This window comes from Rhizobium sp. PL01, assembly GCF_033447125.1.
Taxonomy (GTDB): domain Bacteria; phylum Pseudomonadota; class Alphaproteobacteria; order Rhizobiales; family Rhizobiaceae; genus Pararhizobium.
Genome location: NZ_JAWQUM010000010.1, coordinates 159,973 through 173,791 on the forward strand (window position 1 = coordinate 159,973; position 13,819 = coordinate 173,791).

General features: G+C 60.3%; 9 protein-coding genes and 1 pseudogene. 3 read left to right on the plus strand and 7 right to left on the minus strand.

Annotation, left to right across the window (positions count from 1 at the left end; translation table 11 throughout):
* Positions 1-313: 313 nt before the first annotated feature.
* Together dinB and R6X40_RS22670 are read right to left on the minus strand one after the other, a co-directional pair.
* Positions 314-1,405, minus strand: a complete 1,092-nt coding sequence (gene dinB / locus R6X40_RS22665; RefSeq protein WP_318416276.1) for a DNA polymerase IV — start codon at positions 1,403-1,405, stop codon at positions 314-316.
* 77 nt (positions 1,406-1,482) lie between these two features.
* Entirely contained in the window at positions 1,483-2,160 is a 678-nt protein-coding gene (locus R6X40_RS22670; RefSeq protein ID WP_318416277.1) for an SOS response-associated peptidase, read from the minus strand.
* Between the two features lie 289 nt (positions 2,161-2,449).
* On the opposite strand from R6X40_RS22670, the gene R6X40_RS22675 reads away from it, so the two are divergent.
* Genes R6X40_RS22675 through R6X40_RS22685 form a run of 3 tightly spaced genes read left to right on the plus strand, consistent with a single transcriptional unit; the run spans position 2,450 to position 7,903 of the window.
* Positions 2,450-3,205, plus strand: coding sequence for an ImuA family protein (locus R6X40_RS22675; protein WP_318416278.1), 756 nt, complete (start codon positions 2,450-2,452; stop codon positions 3,203-3,205).
* Entirely contained in the window at positions 3,126-4,637 is a 1,512-nt protein-coding gene (locus R6X40_RS22680; protein ID WP_318416279.1) for a DNA polymerase Y family protein, read from the plus strand. The genes R6X40_RS22675 and R6X40_RS22680 overlap by 80 nt, the downstream gene beginning before the upstream one ends.
* Positions 4,637-7,903, plus strand: coding sequence for an error-prone DNA polymerase (locus R6X40_RS22685; protein ID WP_318416281.1), 3,267 nt, complete (start codon positions 4,637-4,639; stop codon positions 7,901-7,903). Before R6X40_RS22680 ends, R6X40_RS22685 begins: the two co-directional genes overlap by 1 nt.
* A 74-nt stretch (positions 7,904-7,977) precedes the next feature.
* Here R6X40_RS22685 and R6X40_RS22690 read toward each other — a convergent pair whose 3' ends face one another.
* The 5 genes and pseudogenes from R6X40_RS22690 to R6X40_RS22710 form a co-directional block, all read right to left on the minus strand.
* Entirely contained in the window at positions 7,978-9,045 is a 1,068-nt protein-coding gene (locus R6X40_RS22690; protein WP_318416282.1) for an ABC transporter ATP-binding protein, read from the minus strand.
* 20 nt (positions 9,046-9,065) lie between these two features.
* Positions 9,066-9,887, minus strand: a complete 822-nt coding sequence (locus R6X40_RS22695; protein ID WP_318416283.1) for a carbohydrate ABC transporter permease — start codon at positions 9,885-9,887, stop codon at positions 9,066-9,068.
* On the minus strand, positions 9,884-10,765 hold the full coding sequence (locus R6X40_RS22700) for a sugar ABC transporter permease (RefSeq protein WP_318416284.1): 882 nt from the start codon (positions 10,763-10,765) through the stop codon (positions 9,884-9,886). The genes R6X40_RS22695 and R6X40_RS22700 overlap by 4 nt, the downstream gene beginning before the upstream one ends.
* A gap of 145 nt (positions 10,766-10,910) precedes the next feature.
* The gene (locus R6X40_RS22705) at positions 10,911-12,239 is read right to left on the minus strand and encodes an ABC transporter substrate-binding protein (RefSeq protein WP_318416286.1); all 1,329 of its coding nucleotides are present in this window, start codon (positions 12,237-12,239) and stop codon (positions 10,911-10,913) included.
* Positions 12,236-13,737, minus strand: a pseudogene (locus R6X40_RS22710) (putative N-acetylmannosamine-6-phosphate 2-epimerase). The gene R6X40_RS22705 and the pseudogene R6X40_RS22710 overlap by 4 nt, the downstream one beginning before the upstream one ends.
* Positions 13,738-13,819: the final 82 nt, after the last annotated feature.

Below are 13,819 nucleotides of genomic sequence, written 5' to 3' on the forward strand. Positions count from 1 at the left end.
AATATAGGGAAAAGTTGCGCAAAATGCAACTTTATCTGTTGCCGGCATTTATCCTCTCCACGAACGGTGAATCGTCAGCAGGTTGCAGATGCACGGCCATGGTGGCTGGTGACATTGGACGGCCGGGGTTGACCAGCGGAGCGCCTCTGTCTTTGTTGACGCGCCATTGGCCATTACTGCAGAGGACGACGTCCTGCCAGCCGATCTCACAGACATCGTTCGGTCCATTGCCGCCGGTTTCAAGATCGATGAAGCGAATTCTGGATGCGGGCATTTTGATGACGCTTTCTGGCCCTCTGTCAGCATTCTATCGTCATAAATTGAGATCGAGCTGCGGTTGTTCCGCACCGTTGGCGTCCTGTTCATTGCTCAGCGATGACAACGTGACCCCGAGCAGCCGCACCGATCGCTTGAATGGATAGGTGGTTGCGAGCAAAGCGGATGCGGTATCGATTATCTCCGCAACATTCGTCAACGGAAACGCAGTCGTCCGGCTGCGCGTCGCCTGGGTGAAATCCGAATACTTGATTTTGACTGTGACAGTCTTGCCGCTGATCCCCTGCGCTTCGCAGGTGTGCCAGACCTTTTCGGCCAAGGGTCTCAATTCCAGGGTGGCAAGATCAAGATCATCGATGTCCTCGATAAAGGTGTCTTCGGCGCCAACCGACTTGCGGATCCTGTCTTGTCTGACGCGTCGTTCGTCGATACCGCGCGCGATGCCATAGAAATACAGCCCCGACTTCCCAAAGTGCTCCTGCAGAAACTGGAGGGATTTCGATTTCAGATCGAGCCCGGTTTCGATGCCGTATTTTCGCATGCGCTCGGCGGTAGCCGGCCCAACGCCATGGAATTTATTGACGGGGAGGGCTTCGACGAAACCGGGACCGTTCTTCGGCGTGATGACCGCCTGTCCATTCGGTTTGTTCAGATCGCTTGCCATTTTGGCCAGAAACTTGTTGTAGGAAATACCGGCAGACGCGTTCAACCCGGTAACCTGCTTGATCCTCGCGCGGATCTCCAGCGCAATCTCGGTGGCGATCTCCATGCCCTTCAGATTTTCCGTGACATCGAGATAGGCCTCGTCAAGCGATAGCGGCTCGATCAGCGGCGTGTATTGCGCAAACACCTCACGGATTTGCTGGGATACCGATTTGTAGACGTCAAAACGGGGCGGCACAAAGATCAGGTCCGGGCATTTGCGCTTTGCGGTGACCGACGGCATGGCCGAATGCACGCCGAAAACACGCGCCTCGTAACTTGCGGCCGCAACGACACCGCGTGCCGCCGACCCGCCGACGGCCAAAGGTAGCCCGCGCAGGTCCGGGTTGTCGCGCTGCTCGACGGAGGCATAGAAGGCATCCATGTCCACGTGGATGATTTTGCGAACGGGCTTCACGCTATCCATCGTCGCATTTCCCGAATGGTAAGTCCGCACAGCATGTTCGGGCTTTTGGCTCCCCTGGTCGGGGTGCGTGCGGGTGATCAAAGCAACAGACCTTCATCGTCCAATGGCGCCTTGGGCTGCGGTGGCACGATGACCAGCATGTTGCCGGGCAGGGGGCGTTGCAGGTGTCTTGCTTCATCCCAAGAGGCCGTCAGCCAGGTATCGACCTCCTCGGGCGTCGTCAGGATGGAAGGCATGGCCTTTTGGTGGATGGGCTCGACAATCTCGTTCGGGGTGGTGGTGAGGAACCCGAACAGCTCGTATTCCTGGTTGCCATCCCGCACCTTCCGAATACCTTTCCACGGCGTCCAGAAACCTGCGAAAAACATCAGCGGCCGGTCCTCATTGCCCGCAAACCAGGCATTCGGAACCCGTCCGCCTGCAACCTTGCTGGCGGGATCTGGTTCGGCGAACGAGGTGAACGGCACGACGCAACGGCTGGTCGGCCCCAGCCAGCGGCGCCAGTGCGGCGAGCTAACATTGCGGATGTTGGTGACGCCAGGATCATAGTTTTTCACAAAGGCGGGTGGCGACGGCATGCCCCAGGTCGTGCGCGCAATTTCGCGCTGCCCGTCTTCGGCGACACGGACAATCGGTGCCTGGTAGCCCGGATAGACGTCGAATGAAGCCTCATTCCATCCGGCGCGGTCGCGGAACGCCTTGGTGAACTGAAGAACCGCATCACGGGTGGTGGTGACGTTATACAAATTACACATGGTTCCCCATCCTCCTGGAGCGTGCCGGTTACGTCCGGGTCAACCCGAACTGTCCACAACGATTTCCCGCCAATTCTTTCCGGCGGCATTTGCTCCGCATAAGTCGGGGCAAATGCCTGTCGGGCAAGCGATTCAGACAATGCTTTCACCCAACCTTCCAAGGTCGAAGCGCCAGCCGTCCTGCCGCCACAAAAGAATCAGGATTGACTCATATGAGCGAAGGGAACAAATAATGAACATATCAGCCCGAGCAACCTGTGAATAGCCCCTTGGACACGACATCACGCCGATGAATGAAACCGCTGTCAGCCCGACGATTGCCGAGCTTCGAGCCCGGATCCAATGTCTTGAAGGCAGGCCCCTGCGCAAGGACGAGGTGCTGTCGTTCGGCGTCGCCGAGATGGACTCGAAGCTGCCCGGAGGCGGGCTTGCCATGGGTGCGCTGCATGAAGTGGCTGGCGGAGGTGCTGATGCCATTCATGGTGCCGCAGCCGCCCTGTTTGCCGCCGGGATTGTTGCGCGCACCAAAGGCGACGTCCTCTGGTGTCTTGCCCGGCCTGACCTGTTTGCGCCGGCCCTCACGCAGGCTGGCTTGCACCATGACCGGGTGATCTATGTCGAGGCCGACCGGGAGGAAGATGTTCTCGCTAATTTCGAGGAAGGGCTTCGTTTCGGGGGGGTCGGGGGGGTGGTCGCCGAACTGGTCCGCTTGCCGATGACGGCATCGCGGCGGCTTCAACTGGCAGCCGAAGCCTCCGGCACGATCGGCATTGCACTCAGGCGCTGGCGCCGACCGACGGAGGCAGCTGACTTCGGACAACCGACGGCGGCGACGACCAGGTGGCGGATCAGCGTACTGCCGTCAGAAGCACTTCCAGTTCCAGGCATCGGGCGTGCGCGGTGGCTGGCGGAACTCATCAGAGCAAGAGCGGGCGAAGCCGCAGAATTTGAAATAGGTGCCTGCGATGCCACGGGTTGTATCAGTTTTTCTCCCGTATCTGCCGACAGACCGGATCAGGCGGGCCGATCCCGATCTGCCGGCTGAAACGCCTGTCGTCGTCGTCGCCCGCAGCGGCGCGAAGCGCACGATCAGTGCTGCCGATGTTGCGGCGCTGAAAGCGGGCGCGCGCATCGGAATGCAGGCGGCCAAGGCACAGGCGATGATTTCCCACCTGCATATGGTCGACGCAGATCCAGACGGCGACGCGGCTGCCGTCGAGCGTCTGGCACTCTGGATGCTGCGGCAATATACGCCGATCGTCGCGCTTGATCTCCCGGATGGTGTGGTGATGGATACGGAAGGTGCAGATCACCTGCGTGGCGGCGAACTGCCAATGCTCACTGGATTGGTGAACAGTTTTCGCGGGCATGGGCTGCAGGCCCGCGGCGCTATCGCCGACAGCTGGGGGGCCGCCCATGCACTTGCCCGGGCAATCCGCCGGGAGACCGTCATCGTGCCGCCGGGAGAAACTGCCAAGGCGGTGGTCAATCTGCCCATATCCAGTCTGCGTTTGTCGGCCGATATCGTCAGCAGTCTCGGCGTGCTGGGGTTTCGGACAGTTGGCGAACTTGCGGCAACGCCACGCGCGCCGCTGGCGCTGCGCTTCGGACCAGAGGCCGGACGTCGCCTGGATCAGATGTTTGGTCGTTTGCCGGAGCCGATCGAGCCAATCAGGACAAAGGAACTGATCGAGGTCTCTCGCCCTTTTTCCGAGCCGATCGGGGCCGCGGAAACGATCGCAAAATATGTCGGCAAGCTTGTCGTCGAGCTTTGCGCGCTGCTCGAACAGAAAGGACAGGGGCTTCGTCGCGCCGACCTGGTCGTTCATCGCGTCGATAATACCCTTCAGGCGGTGCGAGCCGGGATGGCAAAGCCGGTCCGTGATGTGCCACGGCTGACCAAGCTTCTCTGTTCTCTGATCGAGACAATCGACCCGGGTTTCGGGATCGAAAAAATGTCGCTCGCCGCCACGATGATCGAACCGCTGGACCTGAAGCAGGCGCTGTCCTCGTTGATTGAGGAGACGGTTGTCGATGTCACCCCGCTGCTCGACACCTTTGGCAATCGCGGCCAGCGTCTCTACCGATTGGCGCCGGTGCAGAGCGATGTGCCGGAGCGCAGCATTCAACGGGTGGCAGCGATGGCGGTGAAACTCGGTGAATCCTGGCCGACGCGATGGCCACGGCCGAGCCGCATACTGGCGCGCCCCGAACAGATCGAAGTCATTGCAATGATCCCCGACCATCCACCGGCATCGATGATCTGGCGCGGCAAGCGCTGGCGGATAAAGCGCGCTGACGGCCCGGAACGCGTCTTCGGTGAATGGTGGATCCGCGAGACCGAGATGGAGGCTTTGCGCGATTACTATTCTGTCGAGGACGAAGACGGTCATCGCTTCTGGGTGTTTCGCTCCGGCGACGGGCTGGATCCGGAAACCGGATCGGCAAAGTGGTTCCTGCACGGGATCTACGGCTGATGCGGTACGCCGAACTCCAGGTCACCAGCCATTTCTCCTTTCTGCGTGGCGCATCAGGGTGCGACGAACTCTTCGCGACTGCCCACGCACTTGGCATCGAGGCGCTTGGGATCGTCGATCGCAACAGCCTTGCCGGGATCGTGCGTGCCTGGGAGGCGGCCAAGGAAACCGGTGTTCGTCTCGTCGTCGGCTGCCGGCTTGATCTTGCCGACGGCATGTCGATGCTGGTTTATCCCACCAACCGCGCCGCTTATGCGCGCCTTTGCCGATTGCTGTCGCTCGGCAAGGAGCGCGGCGGCAAGGGCAAATGCATCTTGCATCTGGCCGATGTCACCTTTTATGCCGAGGGGCAACTGGCCATTCTGGTTCCCGATGAGGCCGACGAAACCTGCGGCATTCAGCTTCGCAAGATGAGGGAGACGTTTGGCGACCGTGCCTATCTGGCGCTGACGCTGCGCCGGCGGCCCAACGATGAGCTCCGTCTGCACGAACTGAACAATCTGGCGGTCCAACATCGTGTCAAATCCGTCGTCACCAACGACGTGCTGTTTCACGATCCGAGCCGGCGGCAGCTGCAGGACGTGGTGACCTGCATCCGCCACGGCAAGACCATTGATCAGGCAGGCTTCCTGCGCGAACGCCATGCCGATCGTTTCCTGAAGCCGCCGGAAGAAATGCACCGGCTGTTTTCCCGTTATCCCGACGCGCTGGCCCGGACCCGCGATATCGTCGATCGCTGCCGCTTCGACATGTCGGAGCTGACCTACCAATATCCCGAGGAGGCGATTGTTCCAGGGTTGACGGCGCAGCAATCGCTGGAGAAATTCACCTGGGAAGGCGTCAAAGATCGCTACCCCGAAGGCGTGCCGGATGATGTCGTCACGACAATCAACCATGAGCTCGACCTGATCCGCAAGCTCAACTACGCCCCCTACTTTTTGACCGTCTACAGCATTGTCCGATTTGCCCGCTCGCAGAATATCCTGTGCCAGGGCAGGGGCAGTGCCGCGAATTCTGCCGTCTGCTACGTGCTAGGCATCACCGCAATCGATCCTGCCGCCAATGACCTTCTGTTCGAACGGTTCATTTCCGAGGAACGAAACGAGCCGCCCGACATTGACGTCGATTTCGAGCACGCCCGGCGGGAAGAAGTGATCCAGTGGATCTACAAGACCTATGGCCGGCAAAAGGCGGCCCTCTGCGCCACTGTTACCCGTTACCGCGCCAAGGGCGCGCTGCGTGATGTCGGCAAGGCGCTGGGCCTGCCCGAAGATATGATCACAGCCCTGTCGGCCGGTGTCTGGGGCTGGAGCAAGGAGGGCGTTGGCGAAAAGCAGGTCAACGAGCTCAACCTCAATATGTCCGATCGGCGATTGCGGCTGGCGTTGCAGTTGGCGCAACAGCTGATGGGCGCCCCCCGACATCTCGGCCAGCATCCCGGCGGCTTTGTCCTGACCAATGACCGCCTCGACGAACTGGTGCCGATCGAGCAGGCCCGCATGGACGATCGGCAAACAATCGAGTGGGACAAGGACGATATCGAGTCCCTGAGGTTCATGAAGGTCGATGTTCTGGCGCTCGGCATGTTGACCTGCATGGCCAGGAGTTTCGAGTTTCTCAAAAGCCACAAGCATATCGATCTCGATCTGGCGACCATCGAGCAAGAGGATCCGGCCACCTATGCGATGATCCGCAAGGCCGATACGCTGGGGACGTTCCAGATCGAATCCAGAGCGCAGATGTCAATGCTGCCGCGGCTCAAACCCCAGACCTATTATGATCTCGTCATCCAGGTGGCGATCGTTCGCCCCGGGCCGATTCAAGGGGATATGGTGCATCCTTATCTACGCCGCCGCGAGGGCAAGGAGGCGGTCGTCTATCCCAAGCCTGAGCTGGAGGCAGTGCTTGGCAAGACGCTCGGCGTGCCATTGTTTCAGGAGAGCGCCATGCGGGTGGCGATCGTATGCGCAGGCTTTACCGCCGGCGAAGCGGATGCGCTCAGACGCTCCATGGCGACGTTCAAATTTTCCGGCGGCGTCAGCAAGTTCAAGGACAAGCTGGTCAGCGGCATGGTGAGGAACGGTTATACGGAAGAGTTCGCCGAGAAGACGTTTTCGCAGCTCGAGGGGTTCGGTTCCTACGGCTTTCCGGAAAGCCATGCCGCCTCGTTTGCCCTCATCGCCTATGCCTCATCCTACATCAAATGCCATTATCCCGATGTGTTTTGCGCCGGGCTGCTGAACGCTCAACCGATGGGATTTTACGCGCCGGCGCAGATTGTCACCGATGCGAAGGCGCACGGCGTCGCGGTCCGGCCAGTCTGCATCAATCGCTCGCGATGGGATTGCACACTGGAACCGATCGCTGGGAGCGACCACCATGCGGTGCGTCTGGGTATGCGGCTGGTCAAGGGATTGGCGGCAGATGATGCCGCAAGGATCGCCGCCGCGCGGGGCGACGATCCCTTCGTCTCGATCGACGATATGTGGCGGCGCTCCGGCGTGCCGTCGGCGTCTCTGGTGCAATTGGCAGAGGCTGATGCGTTCCGGCCCGCTCTGAAACTGGAGCGGCGCGATGCGCTCTGGGCCATCAAGGCGCTGCGAGATGAGCCGCTGCCGCTGTTTGCAGCCGCAGCTGATCGCGAGCGCGCGGTGATCGCCGAGCAGCAGGAGCCTGCCGTCGAACTGCGTCAGATGACCGAGGGCACCAATGTCGTCGAGGATTATGGACATACCGGTCTGACACTGCGCGATCACCCGTTGAGCTTCCTGCGCGGCGACCTCATCAAACGGAGCATAGTCACCTGCGCCGAGGCGACATCGGCGCGGGATGGCCGCTGGCTGATGACGGCCGGCCTGGTTCTTGTCCGCCAGAAGCCCGGCAGTGCCAAGGGCGTGATGTTCATGACGATCGAAGACGAGACCGGGGTGTGCAATGTCGTTGTGTGGCCCAGCCTGTTTGAAAAGCAGCGGCGCATCGTGCTTGGAACCAGCATGATGGCGATCAACGGCAAGATCCAGCGGGAGGGCGGCGTGGTCCACCTGGTAGCTCAGCGGTTGTTCGATCTCTCCGGTGATCTGGCAAGCCTAGGCGAGCGGCATACCGCTTTCCGCGTGCCGACCGGACGTGGCGATGAATTCGCGCACGGATCACCGGGCAGTCCGGATTCACGCGACCGGGCGCCGCTCGGCGTCAAGGCCCGCGATATTCTGATTCCCGATCTGCATATCGATACGTTGAGGGTGAAGGCGCGGAATTTTCAGTGATCTGAGAGCGGCCGCAGGACTTGTCAATGGTTCGATTCCTATCAAGGCGGGACTGCCGTGGTGCCCAAAGCGCTTCAAAGCGCAGCGCCGATGGCCGTTCCCGCCTTGTCAAAAAGCGTCGATCGGACGTTATCAATACGGATGCCCACTGTCTCGCCTATGCCGAAGGCGTTGTCTGCCGGTGCGCTGACATTGATCAGGCCGAGTTTGGGATTGCGCACAAACACGGACGTAGTGCCGCCAAGATACTCGCGGGCCTCGACTGTGCCGCGGAATTGACCATTTTCGGGAGGAACCAGCGACATATGCTCGGGGCGCGCGCCGAGGTGCACCGGCGTGGCACTGCGTGTTAGCGCCATCTCCATGGTGCCTTCCCCCGACAGGTCAAGCCGGCCGTCGCCGTTGCGTCGGCAGGGCAGAACGTTCATCTTGGGACTGCCGATGAATTGCGCGACAAATAGATTGGCCGGCTTTTCATAAAGTTCGTGTGGAGTGCCGTGTTGCATGATGCGGCCGTCCTTCAGCACGACAATACGGTCCGCCAACGTCATCGCCTCGACCTGGTCGTGGGTGACGTAAATCATGGTGGCGCCAAGTGTGCGATGAAGCTTGGCGATCTCCAGCCGCATATCGACCCGAAGCGCGGCGTCGAGATTGGACAATGGTTCGTCGAACAGAAACCCGACCGGTTCGCGCACGATCGCTCGTCCGATTGCAACACGCTGACGCTGGCCGCCGGACAGCTCCTTCGGATAGCGGTCAAGTAGGAGGGTGAGTTTCAAAGTGTCGGCTGCCGCATCGACCTTGGCCTTGATTTTGTCAGCCGGAAGCTTGGCCAGTTTCAGTCCGAAGCCCATATTCTGGCGAACCGTCATGTGCGGGTAGAGCGCATAGGATTGGAACACCATGGCAAGTTTGCGCTCGACCGGCGACGCCGCCGTCACGTCGCGACCGTCGATGAGGATCTGGCCGGAGGTTGTCTGCTCCAGCCCCGCGATCATACGAAGCAAGGTGGACTTGCCGCAGCCGGAGGGGCCGACGATCACGACAAACTCACCGTCGGCGATCTCCAGGTCGAGGTCCTTGATAATTTCGATGGCGCCATATTGTTTGCCTGCCTTACGCAGCGAAATCGTACCCATGGTTTTCTCCTGAAAATAGGTCAGCCCTTGACCGCGCCGGCCGTCATCGACCCGCTGATCTGGCGATACATGATGAGGCCGAGCAGAACCGGCGGCAGTGCGCCAACGACCATGACGGCAGAGGCCACCCCCCATTGCACGCCGCCGCCACTGGCAGCGAAGAAGAACGAGGCGCCCACGGTGATCGGTACCGCCTTCGATGTGGTCAGCATCAGGCCGAACAGGAATTCGTTCCATGCGGTTATGAAGCCAAAGATGAGGCTGGTGACGATGGCTGGGCGGCAGACAGGCGCAATGACGCGCAAAAGGATCTGCGCTCGGCTGGCCCCGTCCATGAGGGCTGCCTCGTCGAGTTCGCCGGGCAGGTCGCGGATGGCATTGACCAGGATGACGAGTGCCAATGGCAGGTTGACGATCGAAAGGATCAGGCCGAGCCCAAGGCGCGTGTCTAGCAGCGCCAGCCACTGGAACATCATGTAAAGCGGGATGGCAAAAATGATCAGCGGCACGGCGCGCAGGTTGACGATGAAAGGCAAAAGCGTGCGTTCGCCAAGCTTGCCACGGGCAATCGCATACGCTGCGGGGAGGGCGAGAACGACGGCAAGCGTGGTGCCGATGAAGGCAACCGTTATGCTGTTAAACAGGTAGAGGAAAATGTTCAGCCTGTCGGATACCTGAAAGACCGCGAAATAATTGTCGAGCGTCGGTGCCTGCACCCATAGTCCCGGATTGGCCGATAGTTCGCGCGTGCTCTTGAAAGACGTGACGAGTGTCACGATGATCGGGAAATTCATCGCAAAAGCGGCAATGGCAAAGACGACCCAGCGAAGCGCATTGATCATTTGAGTGCTCCCTTGCGGCGGCTGGCGATCATATTCAGCCCGTAGAGAACGGTGAACGAGACGGCGAACAAGATCACCGATGCTGCAACCGCCTTGCCGATGGCGCCCTGCTTGAAGAAGGCCTCGTAGATGTAGATCGATAATGATGCGGTCGAGCCGCCGGGGCCGCTACCGGTCAAAACATAGACATTGTCGAAAACGCGGAAACCATCGATGAACCGGATGAGCAGGGCGACGACGATTGTCGGCGCCATCAGCGGCAGCTCGATATACCACAGCAGATGCCAGCGCTTAGCGCCATCCATGGCAGATGCCTCGACGACTTCGCCTGGGATTGCCCGGTAGGCCATATAAAACAGCAGCACGGCAAACGGCGTCCACTGCAATGTCTCCACGACGATCAATGTCCAGAACGCTGAGGTGGGGCCAAGGAAGGAGACGCTGGCGCCGAACCATGCCCAGAGATAGTAGGGCACAGGGCCGGCGAATTCGTGCAGGACAAGGCGGTACATCAGGCCAACGAGGGCCGGGGCCACCATCAGCGGCAGCATCAAGATGGCCATCAGCCAACTGCGCTTCTCAATCAGCGGCGACAGGAAGATGGCGAGGACCAGCCCAAGCGCACATTCCAGCACGGCGGTGAGTGCGCCAAAACGCAGCGAAAACCAGCTTGCCTGCCAGAACGCGTTATCATTCCAGACCGCAGTGAAGTTGGACAGTCCAGTGATGCGCGGTTGGCGTAACGTCTCGAACGATACGTCGGAGATCGAATAGATCAGATTGACGATCGCGGGAAAGCCGAGGAACACGAGTAGAAAAAGCACCAGCGGAGTTGCCAGTAGCCTAAACTCGGAAGAATGGGCTCGGTTGGTATTCATCGAACCAATGTCCGTCTGGGAGCGACTGGATAAGCGATCATCTGGACTCTTCCGTTGGGTAAAAAATTGCTTCGCGCCCAACGCCGCTACGCCGGGGTCGTGTTAGGAATGACAGCGGCGGCGATGCCGCCGCTATCTGTTTTTGCTATTTGAGCAACTCGGTCATACCCTTCTCGGTCTTGGCAAGGGTGTCATCAAGCGACTGCTGGCCGGACCAATAGCCGGTGAACTCCTTGGCCTGCAGCTCGTAGACGGACAGGGCCTTGGCGGAGGTGCCGCCGTTCATGACATATCCGTACTTGGAGGCGAACTCGCCAAGTTTGACGAGGTCGGGCCGCTCCTTGGCGACCTCGGCAACGACACCCGGCGTCAGCGCCGGTGCGCCGTTGTTTCTGGCGTAGGTCAGCGCGGCTTCCTTAGAGGAAAGCCACTTGATGAAGGCCTGGGCGCCGGCCTTGTTTTCAGCGTTCTTGTTGAGACCGAAGCCGAGACCATGGATGTGGGTGAAGCGCCCTTCCGGGCCGGCCGGCGGGGCAACGGTGTCTGTTACTTCAGCAACGGCGGGCGACTTTTCCTTGTTGGTCAGATCCGATGCTGCAGCGTTCCATTGCATCATCGCGGCAACCTGGCCCGATGTGTAGGCGGCATTGGCTTCGGCGAATTCGTAAGACAGTGAATCGCGTGGCGTGGCGCCCGCATCGTAGAGCAGCTTGTAGGTTTCCAGCCCCTTGCGATAGGCATCTGAATTGATTGTGATCTTGCCGGCCTCATCCATCCAGTTACCGCCATATGCGCGCGGTAGCGACTGGAATACCATCATGTTGAACAGCAGGTTCTTGAGCTGCAGGACCGTGCCGTAGCGCGTCGGGCTGTCGGGGTTGACGCCCTGGGTGAAATAGAGCGCAGTCGCTGCGTAATCGTCCCAGGTCCATTCGTCAGGGCTCTTCGGCGCCAGTTTCTTGCCGAGGTGCTTTTCGGAGATCTCTGCATACTTCGCCTTGGCAGCGTCGTCCTTCATCAGGGCGTCAATCAGGTCCGTGCGGTAGTACATGAAGTGCATTGAAAGGTCGGTTGGAACGCCGAATTGCTTGCCTTCGTACTGCATCGTCTTCAGCACGGAATCGCCATAGACGGATGCTGCCTCGCCTGACAGCTCGACCGGCTCCATGAACGGCGCGTAACGGCCAATGGAATAAGTCGCAAGCAGATTGACGTCGAAGGCCTTAGAGCCAGCGGCAAGGTCTGCCTGCAGCTTGTCCCAGAAGCCCTCGCGGTTGAAAAACAGCAGCTCTACCTTGTCGTTTTCAGCGATGCCGGGTTTGGCATTGTAGACGTCGGCAGCGGCGCGCAATGCCGTTTCTTCAGGACCGCCTGGCCAACCCAGCACGGTCACCTTGGCGAATGCGGGGCTTGCCATGAGGCTGGCGATGGCGATGGCGAGAAGGCCGCCTTTTCTGATTGTCGAAAATGTCATGTCAGTTCTCCTCTATGTTGGTTTTTTGGTTGGGTTTTTGCAAGATCGGCGATGCCCACGACGCCGGCACTTTCCCCCAGTGCGGCAGCGTGAATTTTTGGTTTTAGCCGCAGCGGCAGGTCTTCAAGTGCTTGTCGGACAGCTTCAAGATAACCGGGAGCAAGCCCGATGCCGCCGCCGATGACGATGCGGGGAGGATCGAGTGCGAGTTGGATATTACGGCAAAGCTGGGCCGTCTGGCGCGCCGACCCGTTGATGATGATTTTTGCCCATTCTTTCCCGGCGGCGGCGGCCTCGAAAACGTCGCGTGCCGTGGCGCCGGGCCGATGTTGTGCCGCCTGGCTGGCGATCCAGCGGCCAGAGACTTGATCCTCCAATGTGCCGGCCACATGATCGGCTACACGGAACTGTCCGAAATGACCGGCAAGCCCGAACATCGGCTTACCGTTGACGATGATGCCGCCGCCGATACCGGTAGAGATGGTCAGGAAGACCATATCGTCGTTTTGCCCGGCACCAAAACGGTGTTCGCCCCAGGCTGCGGCCTGCGCATCATTAGCAGCGAGAACCGGAACGCCCAAAAGTTGCCTGATTGTCAGGGCTAGCGGAAAATGCTCGGGGATGTCGAGCGTGTTGCGGTTGAGCGCCGACCAGCGGCCATCATCAATAATACCGGTGACGGCAGCACCGACGGCGGCATATTGGCCTTGCCACGGCGTGATCGCTGCGAACAGCGCCTCGAGCCACTGTCGGGGATCGCCGCTGCGCGGCGTCGGCATCTTGCGCGTTTCCAACAGTGTACTGTCCTGCACCAGTGCAGCCAGCATTTTGGTCCCGCCGATGTCGAGTGCGAGGATCCTGTCTGGGTGCGCCATGCCGATCATCCCTTGGCCGAGGTGAGGGTTTCGTCGAGGGCGGCGCGGAACCAGGACGTCACGTGTTCCGGCCGGGTGATGGCGGAACCCACAACGACCGTGAAGGCACCGGCGGCAAGTGCCGTTGCGGCCTGTTCGGGGGTGCGCACATTGCCTTCGGCGATGACGTGGGGAGTGAGCTTGGACACTGACGTAATGAGCGCGAAATCGGGTTCCGTGGGTTCGACCGGACCGGTGTAGCCCGCAAGCGTGGTACCGATAATCTCGGCCCCTTCCGCAAGTGCCTGCTCGGCGTCCGAAATGACTGAGCAGTCGGCCATGGCAATACGGCCATGCTCATGGATGCGGTCGATCAGTGTTTTGGTGTCGACGGGCCGGATGCGCTGGGTGGCGTCATAAGCGATGATATCGGCGCCTGCTCCGGCCAGTGCGTCGACATCGTCAAGCCATGGGGTGATGCGCACCGGCGTGTCGTCGAGGTCGCGCTTGACCAAGCCGATAATCGGCTTGTCTGTGGCATCGCGGACGGCGCGGACATAGTCGGCGGATTCGATACGCAGCCCTGAAGCGCCGCCATCCAGCGCCGCCAGCGCGAAGCCAACGACCATCACAGCATTGTCCATCGCGCCGCCCTTCACCGGCTGGCACGATACGATTAACCCGTTCTTCAAGGCTTGGATGTCAATCGGCACGTCCGGCTCTCCT

Coding starts and splice junctions, on each gene's coding strand:
- R6X40_RS22690 (WP_318416282.1), bottom strand. CDS start 9,045: ATGGGTACGATTTCGCTGCGTAAGGCAGGCAAACAATATGGCGCCATC.
- R6X40_RS22705 (WP_318416286.1), bottom strand. CDS start 12,239: ATGACATTTTCGACAATCAGAAAAGGCGGCCTTCTCGCCATCGCCATC.
- R6X40_RS22680 (WP_318416279.1), top strand. CDS start 3,126: ATGCCACGGGTTGTATCAGTTTTTCTCCCGTATCTGCCGACAGACCGG.
- dinB (WP_318416276.1), bottom strand. CDS start 1,405: ATGGATAGCGTGAAGCCCGTTCGCAAAATCATCCACGTGGACATGGAT.
- R6X40_RS22700 (WP_318416284.1), bottom strand. CDS start 10,765: ATGAATACCAACCGAGCCCATTCTTCCGAGTTTAGGCTACTGGCAACT.
- R6X40_RS22675 (WP_318416278.1), top strand. CDS start 2,450: ATGAATGAAACCGCTGTCAGCCCGACGATTGCCGAGCTTCGAGCCCGG.
- R6X40_RS22670 (WP_318416277.1), bottom strand. CDS start 2,160: ATGTGTAATTTGTATAACGTCACCACCACCCGTGATGCGGTTCTTCAG.
- R6X40_RS22685 (WP_318416281.1), top strand. CDS start 4,637: ATGCGGTACGCCGAACTCCAGGTCACCAGCCATTTCTCCTTTCTGCGT.
- R6X40_RS22695 (WP_318416283.1), bottom strand. CDS start 9,887: ATGATCAATGCGCTTCGCTGGGTCGTCTTTGCCATTGCCGCTTTTGCG.